Below are 19035 nucleotides of genomic sequence, written 5' to 3'. Positions count from 1 at the left end.
CTGAAAGGATGGAGCGCATGAGCGCATTGAAGGACAAGCTGAAGGCCGACCTGTCGGCTTCGCTGAAGAGCAGGGACGAGGTACGCCTGCGGACGATCCGTATGGCCCTGGCCGCGATCAACGTGGAGGAGGTCGCGGGCAAGCAGGCCAGGGAGCTGTCCGACGACGAGATCATCAAGGTCCTCACCAAGGAGGCCAAGAAGCGTCGTGAGGCCGCGGAGGCGTTCGGCAACGCGGGCCGTGAGGAGCAGGCGAAGGCGGAGCTCGACGAGCAGGCGGTGCTGGACGAGTACCTGCCGGCGCAGCTGTCGGACGAGGAGCTCGGCCGCATCGTGGACGAGGCCGTCGCCGAGCTCGGGGTGTCGGGTCCGCAGGCGATGGGCCAGGTGATGAAGGTCGTCAACCCGAAGGTCGCCGGGCGCGCCGAGGGTGGGCGCGTGGCCCAGATCGTCCGCTCGCGTCTCGCATAGGCCTCAGCGGGCGGCCGGCCAAGCCCGTAGTACGGAAGACAGGACGCCGGAGGCCCGTGGAGGCCTCCGGCGCGCGGTAGGTCAGCGCCGCCGCCCGGGAGTGATGGGCTTGTCTCTGCCGTTGCCAGTGGTGGGCCCGTTTCCGCCGTTGTCGTCGCCGGTGTCCCAGATGTCCAGCGGGCTCTGCTGGTCGTCAGGGTTCCCGAACGGGTTGTCACCGCGGTCGCCCCTGTCCCCGTCCTTGTCCCTCTTCGGCGGCTTCGGCGCGCAGCTCTTGGTGCACCCGCCGTACTTGGAGCTGTCGTAGGGGGCGAAGGAGGTCGCCTCGATGCCCTTGAGCGCCTTGATCATCGAATCTTTCCAGATCCGCCCGGAGATGGAGGCGCCGTACACGTAGGCGTAGAAGCGACCACCGATCGTGACGCCGGTCAGGTCGTGGTTGAAGGCGCCGCGCGGGTCGCCCAGGCTGACGGCGGAGGCCAGGTTGGGGGTGTAGCCGGCGAACCAGGCGGCGGTGTAGCCGTCGGTGGTGCCGGTCTTGCCCGCCGCGTCGCGGCCGATGCCGCCGACCTCGCTCATGGTGCCCTTGGTGAAGACGCCGGACATGACCTCGCTGACCGCGTCGGCCACGTCCTCGTCGATGACCTGCTTGCACTTGGGCTTGGCGGCGGTGACCTTGCCGGTCCTGTCGCGGACCTCGGTGATGGCCATCGGCCTGCAGTATTGGCCGCGGCTGGCGAAGACCGCGAAGGCGTTGGAGACGGTCACGGGGTCCATCTCGTTGACGCCCAGCGTGAAGGTCGGGACCTGCTGGAGCTTGCCGCCGTCGGCGCGCTTGATGCCGAGCTTCTCGGCCATCTTGACGACCTTGCAGAGGCCGACCTGCTCCTCGAGCTTCATGAAGAACGTGTTGACCGAGCCCAGCGTGCCTGTCCTCAGGGTCTTGAAGCCGCCGCCGCCCTCGCTGGAGTTGAAGACCTGGTGCGAGGATCCGACCCGCAGGCCCTTGCAGTCGCGGAACGGGGTGTTCTCGACGGGCGGGACGTCGTAGGTCTTGCCGGTCGAGTTGCCGTCGTCGATCTTCCAGCCGTTCTCGAGCGCGGCCGCCAGCGTGAAGGCCTTGGCGGTCGAACCCTGCTGGAAGCCGACGCCGCCGCCGTGCTTGCTGTCGGCGGCCAGGTTGATCAGGGTCTCGTTCTTCTTCTTGTTGTCGCCGAACTTGCGGCTGGCTGCCAGCGCCTTGATCTCGCCGGTGCCGGGGACGACGATCGCCTGCGCGGCGGCCGGCTTGTCCTTGGCGAAGACGTACTTCTTGATCGCCTCTTCGGAGGCCGCCTGCATCTTCGGGTCGAGCGTGGTCTTGATGCGCAGGCCGCCCTGCTGGAGCAGCTTCTCCCGGTCCTCGGGGGTGGCGCCGAAGTCGGGGTTGGTGAGGATCTCGTTCTTGACGTAGAGGCAGAAGTACGGGTACTTGCTCTCCTCGCAGCCGCCAGGGATCTTGGTGCCCTTGAAGCCCAGCTTCTCCTTCTTGGCCGCTGCAGCGTCCACCAGGGTGATCTTCTTGAGCTCGGCCATCCGGTCGAGGACGGTGTTGCGGCGGTTGAGCAGGTTGTCCCTGGCGGTCTTGCCCAGCATCGGGTCGGTGCGCACCGGGTTCTGCACGGCTCCGGCCAGCGTCGCCGCCTCCGACAGGTCCAGGTCGGACGCCGACTTGCCGAAGAAACGCTTGGCCGCGGCCTGGATGCCGTAGGCGCCGGCGCCGAAGTAGGAGATATTGAGGTACTTCTCGAGGATCTCGTCCTTGGTGTACTTCTCCTCGATGGCCATGGCGTAGCGCAGCTCGTTGAGCTTGCGGTTGACGGTCGGCGCGATGGCCGCCATCGCTTCCTTCTTCGTCTTGGCCTTGTTGAACTGCACCAGCTTGACGTACTGCTGGGTGATCGAGGAGCCACCCTGGACCACGCCGCCGCCGGTGACGTTCTTGGCCATGGCACGGGCCGTGCCCTCGAGGTCGATGGCGCCGTGCTCGTAGAAGCGGAAGTCCTCGATCGAGATGATCGCGGTGCGCATCACGGGCGCGATCTGGTCGATCTTCACGGACTCGCGATTCTGGTAATAGAACTGCGCGACCTGCTTGCCGCTGGCATCGTAGATCTCGGTGCGCTCAGGGAGCGGCGGCTCGTCCAGCTTCTCCGGCCTGAGCGCCAAGGTCTCGGTGGTCGACTTGGCGGTCAGACCCACCCCGCCCACGGCCGGCAGGGCCACGGCGGCCGCCAGCACTCCCGCGGCCGTGCCGGCGGCGAGTAGCCGCACGACGTTCACGATCGGGTTCGACTGATCTTTGCCCTGAGCTTGCACGGAACCAAGACTACGTCGAAAGCGAGGCGTAATCGGTAACCGGAGCTCATTTCGCCTTGACTGGCCGAGGTGACTAGTCATTCCCGGTCAAGGCTCTGGCGAGAAATTGGTCCTGCCGGGGTCTGTCGGCCCGAAGGTCTGATTGCGTACGTTCTCCTCTGCGGCAACAGAATACGGAGGCTCGGCGCCCGCGCCCGTCGGCCCCAAATGACGACTGACCACCTAAGGGGAGTGGGGTCGAAACATGTGGATCACGGATTGGACCTCCCGTGCCGCCTGTCGGGGTGCGGACCCGGACGCGCTGTTCGTCCAGGGCGCCGCTCAGAACAGGGCGAAGCTCATCTGCCGAGGATGCCCGGTCCGTACCGAATGCCTCGCTGATGCGCTGGACAACCGCATCGAGTTCGGGGTGTGGGGCGGTATGACGGAACGGGAACGGCGAGCGCTGCTCCGGCGGCGGCCCGACGTGGACTCGTGGCGCGAGCTGCTCGAGTCCGCGAAGGAAGAGTACGAGCGGACGAACGAGCTGATCGCCGGCTGATGTCATGGCGGTACGGCCGGCGGGAGCCCCGCCGGCCGTACCGCCATAACCTCGTCGTGGGCCCTGGTTCGTGGGCCCTTGTGGTGGGCGAAGCCATCAGGCGCTGCGCGGGGCGGCCACGTCTGCGCCCCCCGCGAGGAGCCGCCCGATCTCGTGGAGACCCTCCAGATCGTGGACGTCCTGGGGCATCGCGGGCACCTGGACGACGGGCACCGTGGGATGGGCGGAGACGAAGTGCTCGCGCTCGCGGTGCTCACGGGCGGCGAGCTGCATCCGTCCGGCGTGCAGGCGCAGCACGGCGGCGGTCAGCTCGTGCTCGCCCCTGGTCTCCAGGTCCTCGGCCGCGGCCGCGCTGCGGGCCGCCGAGAGCCCGCCCGCGGGCGACAGGTGCACGCGGTTGATCACCAGCCCGGCCAGCGGCATGCGCTCCTCGGCGAGCCTCTCCACGAAGTAGGAGGCCTCGCGCATCGCGTCACGCTCGGGCGCCGCGACGACCACGAAGGCCGTGCCCGGCGCCTGCAACAGCTTGTAGGTCATCTCGGCGCGCTGCCTGAACCCGCCGAAGACCGCGTCGAGCGCCGAGACGAACGTCTGCAGATCCTTGATCACCTGCGCGCCGAGGAGCTTCGTCATCGCTCCGGCGACGAGTCCGAATCCGGCGTTGAGCAGCTTGAACGCGCTGCGGCCCCCGGCCTTGGCGGGGGCCATCAGCAGCCTGATGAAGCGCCCGTCGAGGAAGCGGCCCAGCCGTTCCGGCGCGTCGAGGAAGTCGAGCGCGGACCGGGAGGGCGGCGTGTCGACGATGATCAGATCCCACTCGTCCGACCGGCGGAGCTGGCCCAGCTTCTCCATCGCCATGTACTCCTGGGTGCCGGCGAAGCTGGAGCTGAGCGACTGGTAGAAGGGGTTCGTCAGGATCTGGCGGGCCCGCTCGGGGTCGGCGTGAGCCTCGATGATCTCGTCGAAGGTCCGCTTCATGTCGAGCATCATGGCGAACAGCTGGCCCTCGCCCGCGGTGTGGACCAGGCGCGGGGTGTTGTCCAGCTCGGTCAGGCCCATCGACTGGGCCAGCCTGCGGGCGGGGTCGACGGTCAGGACGACCGCCCTGCGCCCCCGCTCGGCGGCCCGTAGCCCCAGCGCGGCGGCGGTCGTGGTCTTGCCCACGCCGCCCGAGCCGCAGCAGACCACGATGCGCGTGCCGCGATCGTCGAGGATCGCGTCGACGTCCAGAACCGGCGGCGTCTTGCTCACGAGGCCTCCTTCGTGACCGAACTGCTGTGTCTGTGGGTGACCTCGCGCCGCTCGATCACGCCGCTCCCTTGGTGCAGATGGTCTCGGCCAGCTCGTACAGCCCCGCGAGGTCGACGCCGTCGGCCAGCAGCGGCAGCTCGTAGCTGGGCACGGCCGCCTCCAGCAGCGCGGCGCGCTCGCTCTTCTCCAGTTCGGTACGGCGGGCGTGCTCCACGACCTCCTCGGCCAGAGCCTCCGCCACCGCCGTCGCATCGCTCGCCCCGTCGGCCAGGCCGGCCGCCTTGAGGCCCATGGCGATCTCCGCGGCGTCGAATCGTCCTTTGACAGCCGAGTCAAGAACGGCCTTGGGAAGCAGTGATTCACGCACCATGTTGATGAAGATTCCACCCGCCGGAAGACCGGCCGAACGCAATTCGGCAATGCCGTCGAGCGTTTCCTGAACCGGCATCTCCTCCAGAACCGTCACGAAGTGGACAGCCGTCTCGGGAGATTTCACCACGCCGCTCACGAGCTCCGAGTGGTTCTTGATCGGGCCGACCCTCGCCAGGCCCGCGACCTCCTGAGTCACGTTGAGGAAGCGGCTGACGCGACCCGTGGGCGGGGCGTCGAGCACCACGGCGTCGTAGACGCGCTTGCCGTTCTTGCCGCGCCGCCGTACCGCCTCGGTGGTCTTGCCGGTCACCAGCACGTCGCGGAAGCCGGGAGCCACGGTGGTGGCGAAGTCGACGATGCCCATCTTGGTGAGCGCGCGGCCGGCGCGGCGCATGCCGTAGAACATCTCGAGGTATTCGAGCATGGCCTCTTCGGGGTCGACGGCCAGCGCGTAGACGTCGCCCCCGCCGGGGGCGACGGCGATCTTGCGCTCCTCGTACGGCAGCGGCGGCAGGTCGAAGATCTGCGCGATGCCCTGTCGGCCCTCGACCTCGACGAGGAGCACCTTGCGACCGCCTGAGGCCAGAGCCAGGGCGAGCGAGGCGGCCACTGTCGTCTTGCCGGTGCCGCCCTTACCGGTCACGACGTGAAGTCGCACGCCGTCCCAATCGGTGTCCCTAGCAGTCACACCTGCCAGGCTACCGAACGGTTACTTGCTGTCCGCCTTTGAGATTCCTCACACTGGGCCGCCACACGCGGCCTCCGCGGCCACGGCGGCCCCACGGCCACCGGCCGTGACTCGGGGTGCCCGCGCGCGGGCCGAAGGGAGGGCGGGTCACTACGCTTGCCCCCATGAAGAAATGGGAGTACCTCACCGCTCCGGTGCTGATCCACAACACCAAGATGATTCTCGACAACTTCGGCGCGGACGGCTGGGAGCTGGTCCAGATCGTGCAGGGTCCCGACGGCCAGGGCCTCGTCGCCTACTTCAAGAGGGAGAAGGCATGACCCCCGAGGAGAAGCTGGCCGAGCTGGGCCTGACCCTGCCCGAGGTCGTCGCCCCCCTCGCCGCCTACGTTCCGGCCGTGCGCACGGGTGACTACGTCTACACCTCGGGACAGCTCCCGATGGTCGAGGGCAAGCTGCCCCAGACCGGCAAGGTCGGCGCCGAGGTGAGCGCCGAGGAGGGCCGCGACCTGGCGAGGATCTGCGCGCTCAACGCCCTGGCCGCGGTCAAGTCCCAGATCGGCGACCTGTCCAAGGTGAAGCGGATCGTGAAGGTGGTCGTGTTCGTCGCCAGCGCGCCGGACTTCACCGCCCAGCCGCAGGTCGGCAACGGCGCCAGCGAGCTGCTGAGGGACGTGCTCGGCGACCTCGGCGTGCACGCGCGCAGCGCGGTCGGCGTCGCCGTACTGCCGCTGGACGCGCCGGTCGAGGTCGAACTGATCGCGGAAGTTTAGTAGAAAGTCCATCATGACCGAGTGATGTTCTAGAGGAGGTCATGTGGACAACGGGATCCCGCTCCCCGGCGAGTTCGGCGAGCGAGCACGAGACATCCTGGCAGGACGTGTCCAGCCGGTCCCCGCGCGGGACGCCGCCACGGTGGTGATCCTGCGCGAGGGGCCACAGGTCTACCTCCTCAGACGCAAGGCGACCATGGCCTTCGCCGCGGGCGCCTACGTCTTCCCCGGCGGCTCGGTCGACCCGCGCGACACCGATCACTCCGTCGCGTGGGCGGGCCCTTCGCCGAAGGAGTGGGGCCAGGTGTTCCACGCCGAGGAGAACACCGCCAGGGGGCTGGTGTGCGCGGCCGTACGGGAGACCTTCGAGGAGTCGGGCGTGCTGCTCGCCGGCCCGGGTCCCGACACGGTCGTCGCCGACACCACGGGCGACGACTGGGAGGCCGACAGGGTCGCGCTGATCGACAGGAGCCTGGCCTTCGCCGACTTCCTCGACCGGCGGGGCCTGGTGCTCCGTTCCGACCTGCTCAAACCGTGGGCACACTGGATCACGCCCGAGGTCGAGCACAAGAGGTTCGACACCCGCTTCTTCGTCGCCGTGCTCCCCGAGGGGCAGCGCACCCGCGACGTGGGAGGAGAGGCGGACAAGGTCGTCTGGCAGCGGCCCGCCGAGGCGATCGAGCTGGCGCACAAGGGGGAGATCTTTCTCATGCCACCCACCTACCGGACGCTCGCCGAGCTGGCGGGACACGGCGACATCGAGGCGATCCTCACGGCCGAGCGGGAGATCGTCACCATCATGCCCAGGGCCGTCGAACGCGACGGCAAGGTGTGGTTGACGACATGAGCGGCCTCTACGTCCCGCTGGCGGGGCCCGACGGGACGCGCACCGACCACGCGGAGAACGTCCTCGCGCCCAACCCCTCGGAGATGACGCTCGAAGGGACCAATACGTGGGTCATCGGCACGACCGACGTGGTCGTCGTCGATCCAGGCCCCGACGACGAGGCGCACCTGCGCAGGGTCGCCGAGCACGTGGGCAGGCGCAGGGTCACCGAGATCCTGCTCACCCACGGGCACCACGACCACAGCGGCGGCGCCAAGCGCTTCTCCGAGCTGGTCGGCGCGCCCGTGCGGGCGCTCGACCCGCGGCACAGGCTCGGTGGCGAGGGGCTGTCCCACGGTGACGTGATCGAGGTCGGCGGCCTGGAACTGAGGGTGTACGGCACGCCCGGGCACTCCTTCGACTCCCTGTGCTTCTGGCTGCCCGCCGACAGCGCCATGCTGACCGGCGACACCATCCTCGGCAGGGGCACCACGGTCATCGCGCACGACGGGAACCTGGCCGACTACCTGCGCACGCTCGACCTGCTGCGCGCCACGGCCGAGGAGCTGGAAGCGGAGACGCTGCTGCCCGGCCACGGGCCCGCGCTGGCCGACCCCGTCTTCGCGCTCGACGGCTACATCGCCCACCGGCGGGAGCGCCTCGACCAGATCAGGGCCGCGCGCGCCTCAGGGGCGAAGACGCCGCGTGAGATCGTGGAGATCGTCTACGCGGACGTCGACACCGCGTTGTGGCACGCGGCCGAGATGTCGGTGCGCGCCCAGCTGGACTACCTGGACCGGTTGTAGAGGCGCTCCATGTCGAGGATGACCACGGCCTTGGCCTCGATGCGCAGCCAGCCGCGCTGAGCGAAGTCGGCGAGCGCCTTGTTGACCGTCTCGCGTGAGGCGCCGACCAGCTGGGCCAGTTCCTCCTGCGTGAGGTCGTGGTGGACGCGCAGGCCGTCGTCGGTCTTGGTGCCGAACCGCTCGGCCAGGTCGAGCAGCGCCTTGGCCACGCGTCCGGGCACGTCGGTGAAGACCAGGTCGGCCAGCACGTCGTTGGTCCTGCGAAGCCGCTGGGCCAGCGCCCGCAGCAGGTGGAGCGCCACCTCGGGGCGGCCGGTGAGCCATGGGCGCAGGTCGTCGTGGCCGAGCCCCGCCAGCCGCACATCGGTCAGCGCGGAGGCGGTGGCCGTACGTGGCCGGGGGTCGAACAGGGACAACTCGCCGAACATCTCGCTCGGCCCGAGCACGCTCAGCAGGTTCTCACGGCCGTCGGGAGCTGTGCGTGACAGCTTGATCTTGCCCTCGAGAACGACATAGAGCCTGTCGCCCGTCTCGTTCTCGCTGAACAGCGTCTGTCCCTTGGACAGCTGAACCTCGGTGATGCTCGTGCGCAGCGCAGCTGCGCTCTCGCGGTCGAGCGCGGCGAACAGGGGGGCCTTGCCCAGCACGTCTTCGGTGTTCACTCTGCCTCCTCAGCAGCCATTGTGACGTACCCCACTGCAGAGGTCAGGAGTGACCCATGCGCAATGGCTTGAGGGGATGCCACCTGCTGGTCGCCACGAAGTTCCCAGGAGGGAGTTTACGGACTGAACACTGCAAAGCGTTACTCAACGGATCGTTTCCCGGGATGAACCGGCTGGCCATACGCTTGCGGGATGGCGACGAACCGTAAATGGGGGTCGGAGACCCAGCTGGGTCGGGTACGGCGGGCGCGGCGGATGAACAGGATCCTCGCCGAGACCTACCCTGACGCTCATTGCGAGCTCGACTTCACCAACCCGCTCGAGCTGCTCGTGGCCACGATCCTGTCGGCCCAGTGCACCGACAAGCGGGTCAACATGGTCACCCCCACCCTGTTCGCGAAATATCCCACCGTTGAGGACTATGCGGCGGCGGACCCCTCCGAGGTGGAAGGGATCATCAAGTCCACCGGGTTCTTCAGGGCGAAGACGAACAGCATCATCGGGATGGCCCAGGCGGTGTGCGCCGAACACGGCGGCGTCGTGCCCGGCCGGCTCTCCGACCTGGTCAAGCTGCCCGGGGTGGGGCGCAAGACCGCGAACGTGGTGCTCGGGAACGCCTTCGGGGTGCCGGGGCTGACCGTGGACACACACTTCCAGCGGCTGGTGCGGCGCTTCGGGTGGACCGAGGAGACGGACCCGGTCAAGATCGAGCACGTGGTGGGGGAGCTGATCCCCAAGCGCGAGTGGACGGTGTTCTCGCACCGGGTGATCTGGCACGGCCGGCGCATTTGCCACGCCCGCAAGCCCGCTTGCGGGGTGTGCCCGCTGGCGGCCCTCTGCCCGTCGTACGGCACCGGCCCCACGGCCGCCGACCAGGCCGCCAAGCTCGTCCGCTCAGGCCCCTTCTCGTAGCCCTCCCTGCCCCCTCAGAACCTCCGCCGCCCTCCCTGACCCCCTCGGAACCTCCGCCGGCCGTCCGGCGCCCGGAGGTCGGCGGCCAGGAAAGGTCGGTGTTCTGCCGGAGAATGGTGCCGACGGCTGGGAAGGTGGCCCCACGCGGCAGGGAAGCCCGCGGAGGCGCGATGCGTTGGAGGTATGCGTGACCGACGTCCCCGACTGGTTGGACAGGCTGGCCGCCCGAGCCGTCCACACCCCCGTCCCCCAGGGCCTCCGTCCGCCTGCCAGAGGCGGCCGCCCCGCCGCGGTGCTGATGCTGTTCGGCGAGGGCCCCGACGGCCCCGACCTCCTCCTCATCCAGCGCAGCTCCCGAGGCCGCAGGCACGCGGGCCAGCCCGCCTTCCCCGGCGGCGGCGTCGACCCCGACGATGACGGGCCCGTGGGAGCTGCACTCAGGGAAGCCATGGAGGAGACGGGCATCGACCCCGAGGGCGTGAAGGTGCTCTGCACGCTCCCCGAGCTGTTCGTCTGGCACAGCGACAACAGGGTCACCCCGGTGATCGGCTGGTGGCACACCCCGTGCGCGGTGTACGCCGCGGCTCCCGACGAGGTGGAGTCCGTGGAGCGGGTGCCGCTCGCCGAGCTGCTCGACCCGGCCAACAGGATCATGCTGCGCACTCCGAGCGGGCATGCGGGCCCCGCGTTCAGGGTGCGGGGGATGCTGGTGTGGGGGTTCACCGCGATGGTCCTCGACGCGGTGCTGCGCGAGGGCGGCCTGGAGCGGCCGTGGAACTCCGATCTTGTGGAGGACCTACCCCCCGACGTCCTCGACCTGGCTGCCCGTGGTTAGCGCGAGCCCGAGCGTCGCCCAGTCGGCCACGTCGTCGTCGCCGTCGCGGGTGAGCCTGCGCAGCGCCGCCAGTCCCGCGGGATCCGGTGGGCGGCCGAGGACGTTCGGCAGCGCGTAGGCCGCGCCGTACCTGACTCTGGCGTCGAGGTGGGCGGCCAGCTCGATCACCGATGGGAGCGAGCGCGAATCCCCGAGATGACCGAAGGCGATCAGCACCGAGAACAGCACCATGGGGTCGTCCTCGCTGGCGGCGAGGAAGCGCAGCACGGGCAGCGCCCTGTCCTTGAACGCGGCCAGCTGGCCCATGATGTCGACGCCGAGCAGGCGTTCGGAGACGTCGTGGCCAGCGCACAGCCGGCGCGCCTCCGTGAACGTCTCGAGATCCCCGCGCTCCTGCAGCGTGGAGATCACGTGCCAGCGCACCGGTCCGTCCGGATCGGTGTCGTCGAGTGCCGCCTCGATGAGCTCGCGCATCATGGGCAGGCTATTGCCCATGCAGGGGCGGTCCTAGCGGAAGACGTTCACGCTTGACCGTATCGGTGGATACCTTTGAAACGTGCGCGGTGATCTGCTCGACCTCATCCTGATCGGCCTCGTGATCGCCTTCGGCATCTCGGGTTACCGCCAGGGCTTCATCATCGGCGCGATGAGCTTCGTGGGGTTCGTGGGCGGGGCCGTGCTCGGCGTGTACATCGCGCCGCCCATCGCCAAAGCGGTGGTCGGCGGTGAGACAGAGCAGGCGCTGCTCGCGATCGTGATCGTCTTCCTGGCGGCGACGATCGGCCAGTTCGCCTCCTCCACGATCGGCGCGGTGGTGCGCAGCCACGTGACCTGGGAGCCCGCGCGGGTGGCCGACGCCGTGGGCGGCACGTTCGCCAGCGCGCTGTCGGTGCTGGTCATCGCGTGGCTCATCGGCTCACTCGTCGTCTCCACGTCCTTCACCGTGCTCAGCACCCAGGTGAAGGACTCCCTGCTGCTCGGCACCGTCGACGAGGCCGTTCCCGACGCCGCGCGCAACTGGCAGAAGCCGTTCAAGGACTTCATCGACAGGTCGGAGTTCCCGCCCGTCTTCGACGCCATAGCCAACGGGCCGTTCGTCGAGGTGCCGCCGCCCGCGCCGCGCAGCCAACTGCAGGGCCCGAGGCTGCAGAAGGCGCAGAAGGCGATCCTCAAGGTGCAGGGCACGGCGCCGAGCTGCAGCAAGCGCATCGAGGGCACCGGGTTCGTCTACGCCCCCGACCGCATCATGACCAACGCGCACGTGGTCGCGGGCGTCACCAGAGACCTCAGGGTCACCGACCAGGACGGCAGATCGCGGGACGCCGAGGTCGTCGTCTACAACCCCAAGCGCGACATCGCCATCCTCCACGTGCCGAACCTGGGCATCCAGCCGCTCGCCTTCGACAGCATCGCGGAGAAGAACGACAACGCGATCATCGCGGGCTTCCCGAAGGGGCAGGGGTTCACCGCCGAGTCGGCCCGCATCAGGATCAAGCAGATGGCCAAGGGGCCCGACATCTACCGCGCGAGCGAGGTCGAGCGCGAGGTCTACGCGATCCGCGGCAAGGTCCTGCCCGGTAACTCGGGCGGCCCGCTGCTGACCGTGGACGGCAAGGTGTTCGGCGTCATCTTCGCCGCCGCGACCAACCAGGCCGAGACCGGCTACGTGCTGACCGCCGGTGAGGTCAGGCCCGACGCGGTCAAGGGCGAGCACGACACGACGCCCGCCGACACGATGGAGTGCGACTAGAGCGCGTCGAGGAAGGCGGCGATCGCCGCCGCGGGGTCACTGCCCTCCTCCAGCGCCAGCGCCAGGCCGGCCACCTGGTCGTACGGCGTGCCGTACCGCTGGACGCGGGCCGCGCCGCGGGAGAGCAGCGTGACGGCGCCGCGCCCGTTGCCGCGCTGCAGATGGGTCAGCCCGACGCAGATCTGCGCCAGCCCCTGCCACAGCTCCCTCTCGTCGTCGGGAGCGCACTTCCAGCGGCCCTCGAAGACCTCGTGGGCGTGGAAGGGGCGTCCGGCCGACAGGAAGGCGCGGGCGTCGGCGAGCGCCTGCTCGGTCGTGGGCGCGTAGTCGTCGGGAACCCTGGGGACGCCCTCGGCGCCGTGGGGGAGCGGCCTGCCGTACTCGTCGCGGGGTCTCGCGTTACGCGGACGCCCCTGCGGGTCCCTGTCCCTCATCGGTCAGACTCCGGGTCGGACAGCCAGGCCAGCAGCTCGGCGTCGAACGCCTCTGGCGCCTCCTCGTGCGGGAAGTGCCCCGCCCCCTCCACCAGCCGCCACCTGTACGGCGCGGCGACGTAGCGGCTGGAGCCGTTCGCGGTGCGCGGCAGGATGCAGGTGTCGAGCGCGCCGTGCAACTGCAGGGTGGGCGCCTCGATCTCGGCGCGCATGGCGCGGGCGTAGCGCATGCCGTCGGGGCGCAGCTGGGAGCGGCCGAACCAGCGGTGGTACTCCAGCGCGCAGTGGGCGACGGCCGGGATGCCGAACGCCTCCCGGTATACGCGCGCGGTGTCGGCGTCGGGCCAGCCGGGCCGCGACCAGTCGTCGAGCAGCCGGCCCACCAGCTCGCCGTCGTGGCGGGTCAGCCGCCGCTCGGGCAGGAAGGGCAGCTGGAAGCCGAAGGAGTACCCGCTGGCCTTGAGCTGGCCGAACGGGTCGGTCCGCAGGGCGCTGCGCAGCCGTACGGGATGTGGGGCGGACACGGCGACCAGGCGGTGCACGGACTTGGGGTCGGTCACCGCCATCGTCCAGGCCAGCAGCCCGCCCCAGTCGTGGCCGACCACGATCGCGCCCGTCTCGCCGAGCGCGCGGATCAGGCCCGTGGCGTCGCCGGCCAGCGTCGGCAGGTCGTAGCCGCGCGGCGGCTTGTCGCTGCCGCCGTAGCCGCGCAGGTCGACGGCGACGGCGCGGTAGCCCGCCCGAGCCAGGCTCTTCAGCTGGTGCCGCCACGTCCACCAGAACTGCGGGAAGCCGTGCAACAGCAGCACGAGCGGCCCCTCGCCCGCCTCCACGATGTGGAAACGGGTGCCACCCGCGTGGACCCCCCGATGCGTCCAGGGGCCTTCCAGCTGGACGTAACTCTCGTCAGGCATCAGGTTTCACCAGCTCGCCCTCCGGCGTGGCGATCTCCTTCAGGCCCTTCAGCGACCTGGTGGTGCGCTTCATCCCCGCGAGACCCTTCAGCCTGCGGATGCCGACGAACACCAGCACCCCCGCCACCAGCAGGTAGAACACCGTGACGATGGTGAAGGCCAGCCACTGCCACACGCCGAGCTCCACGAGCACGTAGGCGATGGCGAAGGAGGCCAGGATCAGGCACAGGTGTGCCATGAAGGCCGCGGCCGCGAACAGCCCTGCGGCGGTGCCGACCCGTTTGGCGTCGAACCTGAGCTCGGCCTTGGCGAGCTCGATCTCCGAGCGGACAAGGGTCGAGATCTGGTCGGTCGCCTGAGCGACCAGCGCGCCCAGGGATTCTTCCTCGGAAGTCTGCGGCATGAACGTCTCCTATCGGGGCCAGGTGCCCGTGTCAAACATCATCCAGTCCATTGCGACGCTTGCGCACGCGGACGTGGAGAAGCACCGCCGCCAGCACCGACGCCACGAGGCTGGCGGCGAGGATCCCCGTCGTCACGGCCGTGGTTCGCGACTGGTCCGCGCCGAACGCGAGGTCGCCGATGAGCAGCGACACCGTGAACCCGATGCCGCCGAGCAACGAGACCGCCGCCATGTCCCGCCATCGCAACTCCTCCGACAGCCTGGCCAGGCCCAGCCGTACCGACAGCCACGATCCGCCGAACACGCCAAGGAACTTACCGAGGACCAGTCCTGCCATCACCCCCAGGACTACCCGATCGCTGAAGATCATGCTCAGGCTGTTCCCGTCGAGCCGTACACCGGCCGACAGGAACGCGAACACGGGCACCGCGAACCCCGCCGAGAACGGCCTGACGTAGTGGTCGGCCCGCTCGGCGGGGGAGCTGTCCTCGTCGCCGTCGATCGTGACCCTGGTCAGCAGGCCGAGCGCGACGCCTGCCACCGTCGCGTGCACGCCGCTGGCCTCGATGAAGTACCAGGTGAGTACGGCGAGCGGCAGGTGGACCCAGAGGCTCCTGACGCGCCTGCGCTGCAGCACGCCGTAGAGCGCGAGCAGGGCGACGCCGATCAGCAGCATGACCACGGCGAGGTGGTCGGTGTAGAAGATCGCGATGATCGTGATGGCGCCGAGGTCGTCGACGACCGCGCACGTGAGCAGGAACGCGCGCAGCGCGGCGGGCATCGCGCTGGCCGTCACGGCGAGCACCGCGAGGGCGAAGGCGATGTCGGTGGCGGTCGGGATCGCCCAGCCTCTGGCGGCGTTCTCCGCGCCCCAGCTCACGGCGAGGTAGACGATCGCGGGGACGACCATGCCGGAGACGGCGGCGATGATGGGCAGGGCGGCTTTGCGGAGGTTGGCGAGCTCGCCGTGGACGAACTCCTCCTTCACCTCCAGGCCCGCGACGAAGAAGAAGATCGTCAGCAGGCCGTTCTGCGCCCACTTGTAGAGCTCCATGTCGAGATGGAGTTCTGCGGGGCCGACGGTGGTCGTACGGAGGGCCTCATAGGAGTCGTACGAGACATTCGCCCAGATGAGGGCGGCGACGGTGGCGAGCAGCATGATGACGCCGCCGATGGTTTCCGCGCGCAACGCCTCGGCGAGTGTGCGGGCGTAGCGGACGGTCGGTCGGAGCGGCCACACTTCGGCGGCTCGGCGCACGGTCTTCCCCCTCGGTGTTCGGGTGCGATCGGTCGTTCCCCGCCGACCAGACTTCCCGGCACACCTGGGCATGATCCTACCCAGACCCCTCCCCCAACCTTCGAGGCCCCCACACCCACGGTGAGGGCCGCTGGACCCCGAACGCGAAAGACCCCGGTCCCGCGCCCAGGGATGGGGCGGTGGCCGGGGTCTCCGCAGAGGTTCCCGAACGAAGGGACGCGCTCAGTCCTCCGACTTCGCGCTCGGCAGCTTCTCCGAGATCAGGTTCATCACCGTGCTGTCCGCCAGCGTCGTGACGTCCCCGATGCTCCTGTTCTCCGCCACATCACGCAGCAACCGCCGCATGATCTTCCCCGACCGCGTCTTCGGCAGCTCGGGCACCACCAGGATCTGCCGCGGCTTGGCGATGGGCCCGAGCGTCTTCGCCACATGGTTCCGCAGGTCGGACGCGATGTCGTCGCTCTCCTCCGCGCTCCCGCGCAGGATCACGAACGACACGATCGCCTGCCCCGTCACCGGGTCCGTGGCGCCCACGACCGCCGCCTCGGCGACCTTCGGGTGCGACACCAGCGCCGACTCCACCTCGGTCGTCGAGATGTTGTGCCCCGACACGAGCATGACGTCGTCGACGCGGCCGAGCAGCCACAGGTCGCCGTCCGCGTCCCTCTTCGCGCCGTCGCCGGGGAAGTACATGCCCTCGAACCGCGACCAGTACGTGTCGATGTAGCGCTGGTCGTCGCCCCAGATCGTCCTGAGCATCGCAGGCCACGGGTCCCGTACGACGAGGAAGCCGCCGCCGCCGTTCGGAACGCTGTGGCCCTGGTCGTCGACGACGTCCGCGGTGATGCCCGGCAGCGGGCGCATCGCCGCGCCGGGCTTGCCCGACGTCACGCCGGGCAGCGGGCTGATCATGATGGCGCCCGTCTCGGTCTGCCACCAGGTGTCGACGACGGGGCAGCGCTCGCCGCCGATGTGCTCGCGGTACCAGACGTACGCCTCGGGGTTGATCGGCTCGCCGACCGACCCAAGGATGCGCAGGGACGACATGTCGTACTTGGCGGGGATGTCGTCGCCCCACTTCATGAACGTCCTGATGGCCGTGGGCGCGGTGTACAGGATCGTGATCTTGTACTTCTGGACGATCTCCCAAAAGCGGCCACGGTGCGGGGTGTCGGGCGTGCCCTCGTAGATGACGCTGGTCGCGCCGTTGGCGAGCGGGCCGTACACGATGTAGGAGTGCCCGGTCACCCACCCGATGTCGGCGGTGCACCAGTAGATGTCGCTCTCGGGCTTGAGGTCGAAGACGGCGTGGTGGGTCCACGCGGTCTGCGTCAGGTAGCCGCCCGTGGTGTGCAGGATGCCCTTCGGCTTCCCTGTGGTGCCGCTGGTGTAGAGGATGTACAGCGGGTCCTCGGCGTCGTGCGGCTGCGCCTCGTGCTGGTCGCTCTGCCGTTCGACCACGTCGTCCCACCAGACGTCGCGCTCCTGCGCGGCGACTTCCTGGCCGGTGCGGCGGACCACGAGCACGTGCTCCACGCCGGGGGTCCGCGCGACGGCCTCGTCCACGGTCGGCTTGAGCGCGGAGGGCGCGCCGCGGCGGTAGCCGCCGTCGGCGGTGATGACGAGCTTGGCGTCGGCGTCCTCGATCCGGCTCTGCAACGCGCTGGCGGAGAAGCCGCCGAACACCACCGAGTGGACCGCGCCGATGCGGGCGCACGCCAGCATCGCGACGGGCAGCTCGGGGATCATGGGCATGTAGATCGCCACGCGGTCGCCCTTGCCCACGCCCAGCTCGGTGAGGGCGTTGGCGGCCTTGTTGACCTCCCGCTGGAGGTCGGCATAGGTGATGGTACGGCTGTCGCCCTCCGGCTCGCCCTCCCAGTAGTAGGCGACCTTCTCGCCGTTGCCCGCCTCGACATGCCTGTCGACGCAGTTGTAGGCGATGTTGAGCCGGCCGCCGACGAACCACTTGGCGAACGGCGGGTTCCATTCGAGCGTGGTGTCCCAGCGCTTGGCCCAGGTCAACCGTTCGGCCGCACTCTCCCAGAACGCCAGCCGGTCCGCGTCAGCCTCGGTGTAGGCGGCGGCGGTCACATTCGCGGCCGCGGCCAGGTCCGCTGGTGGTGCGAACCGGCGGTTCTCCTCCAGCAGGTTGGACAGCGCCTGAGGCTCGGTGCCAGGGGTCTCGGGGGCCACTTCATGCTCCTTCATATGGCCAGATTGAGTGTTGCTGTCCCACTTCACCAGCCCACCCAGGCCCTCCACAAGAGGTCTAGACAGGTCTGTACCAAGAGCCTGCCGCTGACCAGGGCTGCTGACAATGCTATTAAACCGTTGTAATCCTGAAATCTCAGAATTATGGAATGGGGTCGCACGAATTGCTTGCTACTGGCGGGTAAGGTCGGATCCTGTGAGTGACCCATTGGCAGTCATTGCCGACCTTCCCGGAGTTCCCGAAGCCGTTGAAGAGGCGCGCGAGGCCGTCGACCGGTTGTACCGGCATCGCGTTCTGCGCCGCCGTAGTCCCGAGGTGTCGGCCGAGGCCGCGCTGCGCGGCGCGCGGGCGTCGGCCGCGCTGGCGGGCGACGACGTGCCGCTGGACGTGCTGCGCAGGGGAGAGGTGTCCTCGCCCGTCGTGCAGGGGGCGCTGAGGGCGTCGGCCGAGCTGGGACGGCTGGGTCCCACGTGGAGGAGCGCGCCGAGGCAGGTCCTCGCCAGGCTGCACACGCTCGCCGCCGTGGGCCTCGCCGCGCAGGAGGACCTCGGGCGTCCTCGCCACGGATCCGGCGACTTCGCGCCCGATCCGCTCGGGCTCGGTCCCGTCCCGAGCGTGGAGGAGACGGCCGTCAGGATGGACGCCCTCGTTTCGCTCATCGGCAGCCCGTCCAAGGCGCCCGCGCTGGTCCTGGCCGCGATCGTGCACGCCGAGCTGGCCGTACTGCGCCCCTTCGGGGTGGCCGACGGGGTGGTCGCGCGCGCCGCCGAGCGGCTCACGCTCGTGGAGTACGGCCTGGACCCCAAGTCGCTGGTCCCCGCGGAGGTGGGCCACCTGGAGCTGCCCTACGCGGAGGGACTTCGCTCCTACCTGTCGGGCACGGCCGAGGGCGTCGCCGCATGGGTACGGCAGTGTGCCGCCGCGGTGACGCTGGGAGTCAGGGAGACCACTGCGATCTGTGAGGCGATGCAGCGCGCATAGCTGACGGCGCCCCAATCAAGAGACGCCGTCCGCCGGCGCGTCACACCGGGTTACCAAGCGTGCAACTTACATTCGTCGGACCGGGTCAAGCCCGTCACGACGCGCCTCCCGCGGCTGGTCGCGCGTGGGTACCCGGCTGACGCACCCGGACATGTCGTCCGTGTCACCTTTCTACGACGAATCAGGGTCGATGGGAACCCCTTGGACCAAGACCTTTACTCGGGTCTGGTGATCACAGAGGGTGATCTAGCGGTCTGTAGTCGTTCAACTACACCCCAAAAAAACTCGCGAAAATTGGAGATTGCTCCTCGACGAAACTCGAGTCGATCGGGCAGCATACGGGGGTATCTCCCGAAACTGGGGTGACTGTGCACGGGATAGCTTTGCAAGTCCCTTGCCATGCTCTGGTTAAGTGTTGAAAGCTTTCTTCTGAAACGGGCCCGGCTCTACCCCCCCGGAGCCGGACCGGTCAGGCGACCCCCGCTCTCCCCCCCGGCGGGGGTCGCCGCTTTTTATCCACAGAACCTCGTTCTGTCCCGCGCGCCGACCGCCTCCTCGCACATGCTGTGCCTCCGCTCGTCAGGAGG

20 protein-coding genes are annotated in these 19035 nt (G+C 69.2%); 10 read left to right on the top strand and 10 right to left on the bottom strand.

The window, feature by feature from the left end; genetic code table 11:
• Positions 1–17: 17 nt before the first annotated feature.
• A complete protein-coding gene (locus AB0B45_RS12405) occupies positions 18–470 on the top strand; it encodes a GatB/YqeY domain-containing protein (protein WP_358128980.1) in 453 nt (150 codons plus the stop codon).
• 81 nt (positions 471–551) lie between these two features.
• Here AB0B45_RS12405 and AB0B45_RS12400 read toward each other — a convergent pair whose 3' ends face one another.
• Entirely contained in the window at positions 552–2828 is a 2277-nt protein-coding gene (locus AB0B45_RS12400) for a transglycosylase domain-containing protein (RefSeq protein ID WP_358128977.1), read from the bottom strand.
• Between the two features lie 244 nt (positions 2829–3072).
• Here AB0B45_RS12400 and AB0B45_RS12395 point away from each other — a divergent pair, with 244 nt between their 5' ends.
• Positions 3073–3369 (top strand): WhiB family transcriptional regulator, encoded by a 297-nt coding sequence (locus AB0B45_RS12395; protein ID WP_148036282.1) that lies wholly within the window; start codon positions 3073–3075, stop codon positions 3367–3369.
• 96 nt (positions 3370–3465) lie between these two features.
• Here the strand turns inward: AB0B45_RS12395 and AB0B45_RS12390 are convergent, their stop codons facing one another.
• Both AB0B45_RS12390 and AB0B45_RS12385 read right to left on the bottom strand, forming a co-directional pair.
• Entirely contained in the window at positions 3466–4620 is a 1155-nt protein-coding gene (locus AB0B45_RS12390) for an ArsA family ATPase (RefSeq protein ID WP_358128974.1), read from the bottom strand.
• A gap of 55 nt (positions 4621–4675) precedes the next feature.
• Positions 4676–5680, bottom strand: a complete 1005-nt coding sequence (locus tag AB0B45_RS12385; protein WP_358128971.1) for an ArsA-related P-loop ATPase — start codon at positions 5678–5680, stop codon at positions 4676–4678.
• 164 nt (positions 5681–5844) lie between these two features.
• Here AB0B45_RS12385 and AB0B45_RS12380 point away from each other — a divergent pair, with 164 nt between their 5' ends.
• The 4 genes from AB0B45_RS12380 to AB0B45_RS12365 are packed head-to-tail and all read left to right on the top strand — an operon-like array spanning position 5845 to position 8084.
• Complete coding sequence (locus tag AB0B45_RS12380; RefSeq protein ID WP_183652343.1) at positions 5845–6000, top strand: hypothetical protein; 156 nt, start codon at positions 5845–5847, stop codon at positions 5998–6000.
• Positions 5997–6452: a RidA family protein gene (locus tag AB0B45_RS12375; protein WP_358128968.1), complete on the top strand. Its 456-nt coding sequence runs from the start codon at positions 5997–5999 to the stop codon at positions 6450–6452. The genes AB0B45_RS12380 and AB0B45_RS12375 overlap by 4 nt, the downstream gene beginning before the upstream one ends.
• A gap of 43 nt (positions 6453–6495) precedes the next feature.
• Positions 6496–7299, top strand: a complete 804-nt coding sequence (locus AB0B45_RS12370; RefSeq protein WP_358128965.1) for an NUDIX hydrolase — start codon at positions 6496–6498, stop codon at positions 7297–7299.
• The gene (locus AB0B45_RS12365; RefSeq protein ID WP_358128962.1) at positions 7296–8084 is read left to right on the top strand and encodes an MBL fold metallo-hydrolase; all 789 of its coding nucleotides are present in this window, start codon (positions 7296–7298) and stop codon (positions 8082–8084) included. The genes AB0B45_RS12370 and AB0B45_RS12365 overlap by 4 nt, the downstream gene beginning before the upstream one ends.
• Here the strand turns inward: AB0B45_RS12365 and AB0B45_RS12360 are convergent.
• Positions 8066–8746 carry a Crp/Fnr family transcriptional regulator gene (locus tag AB0B45_RS12360; protein ID WP_358128959.1) on the bottom strand — a complete coding sequence of 227 codons (681 nt, stop codon included), beginning with the start codon at positions 8744–8746 and terminating at the stop codon, positions 8066–8068. The two genes, AB0B45_RS12365 and AB0B45_RS12360, sit on opposite strands and share 19 nt — an antisense overlap.
• A 192-nt stretch (positions 8747–8938) precedes the next feature.
• On the opposite strand from AB0B45_RS12360, the gene nth reads away from it, so the two are divergent.
• Together nth and AB0B45_RS12350 are read left to right on the top strand one after the other, a co-directional pair.
• On the top strand, positions 8939–9658 hold the full coding sequence (nth, locus tag AB0B45_RS12355; protein WP_358128956.1) for an endonuclease III: 720 nt from the start codon (positions 8939–8941) through the stop codon (positions 9656–9658).
• A gap of 187 nt (positions 9659–9845) precedes the next feature.
• Positions 9846–10493, top strand: coding sequence for a CoA pyrophosphatase (locus AB0B45_RS12350; protein ID WP_358128953.1), 648 nt, complete (start codon positions 9846–9848; stop codon positions 10491–10493).
• Here AB0B45_RS12350 and AB0B45_RS12345 read toward each other — a convergent pair.
• Complete coding sequence (locus tag AB0B45_RS12345; protein WP_358128950.1) at positions 10455–10967, bottom strand: HEAT repeat domain-containing protein; 513 nt, start codon at positions 10965–10967, stop codon at positions 10455–10457. The genes AB0B45_RS12350 and AB0B45_RS12345 overlap by 39 nt on opposite strands.
• An 82-nt stretch (positions 10968–11049) precedes the next feature.
• Here AB0B45_RS12345 and AB0B45_RS12340 point away from each other — a divergent pair, with 82 nt between their 5' ends.
• Positions 11050–12243 (top strand): MarP family serine protease, encoded by a 1194-nt coding sequence (locus tag AB0B45_RS12340; RefSeq protein WP_358128947.1) that lies wholly within the window; start codon positions 11050–11052, stop codon positions 12241–12243.
• Here AB0B45_RS12340 and AB0B45_RS12335 read toward each other — a convergent pair.
• From AB0B45_RS12335 to acs, 5 genes are all read right to left on the bottom strand, one after another.
• Positions 12240–12677, bottom strand: a complete 438-nt coding sequence (locus AB0B45_RS12335; protein ID WP_358128944.1) for a DUF309 domain-containing protein — start codon at positions 12675–12677, stop codon at positions 12240–12242. The two genes, AB0B45_RS12340 and AB0B45_RS12335, sit on opposite strands and share 4 nt — an antisense overlap.
• A complete protein-coding gene (locus AB0B45_RS12330) occupies positions 12674–13591 on the bottom strand; it encodes an alpha/beta hydrolase (protein WP_358128941.1) in 918 nt (305 codons plus the stop codon). Before AB0B45_RS12330 ends, AB0B45_RS12335 begins: the two co-directional genes overlap by 4 nt.
• Positions 13584–13994, bottom strand: a complete 411-nt coding sequence (locus AB0B45_RS12325) for a phage holin family protein (RefSeq protein ID WP_358128938.1) — start codon at positions 13992–13994, stop codon at positions 13584–13586. Before AB0B45_RS12325 ends, AB0B45_RS12330 begins: the two co-directional genes overlap by 8 nt.
• A 31-nt stretch (positions 13995–14025) precedes the next feature.
• Complete coding sequence (gene nhaA, locus AB0B45_RS12320) at positions 14026–15252, bottom strand: Na+/H+ antiporter NhaA (RefSeq protein WP_358128935.1); 1227 nt, start codon at positions 15250–15252, stop codon at positions 14026–14028.
• Between the two features lie 222 nt (positions 15253–15474).
• The gene (gene acs, locus AB0B45_RS12315; protein ID WP_358128932.1) at positions 15475–17463 is read right to left on the bottom strand and encodes an acetate--CoA ligase; all 1989 of its coding nucleotides are present in this window, start codon (positions 17461–17463) and stop codon (positions 15475–15477) included.
• 199 nt (positions 17464–17662) lie between these two features.
• Between acs and AB0B45_RS12310 the strand changes: the two genes are divergently transcribed.
• On the top strand, positions 17663–18448 hold the full coding sequence (locus AB0B45_RS12310) for an oxidoreductase (protein ID WP_358128930.1): 786 nt from the start codon (positions 17663–17665) through the stop codon (positions 18446–18448).
• Positions 18449–19035: the final 587 nt, after the last annotated feature.

The sequence above is a fragment of the Nonomuraea sp. NPDC049152 genome, assembly GCF_040648355.1.
In the GTDB taxonomy this organism is placed as follows: Bacteria; Actinomycetota; Actinomycetes; order Streptosporangiales; family Streptosporangiaceae; genus Nonomuraea.
Note: the sequence above shows the minus strand (reverse complement) of the source record. Positions and strands in the feature narration are given on the sequence as shown.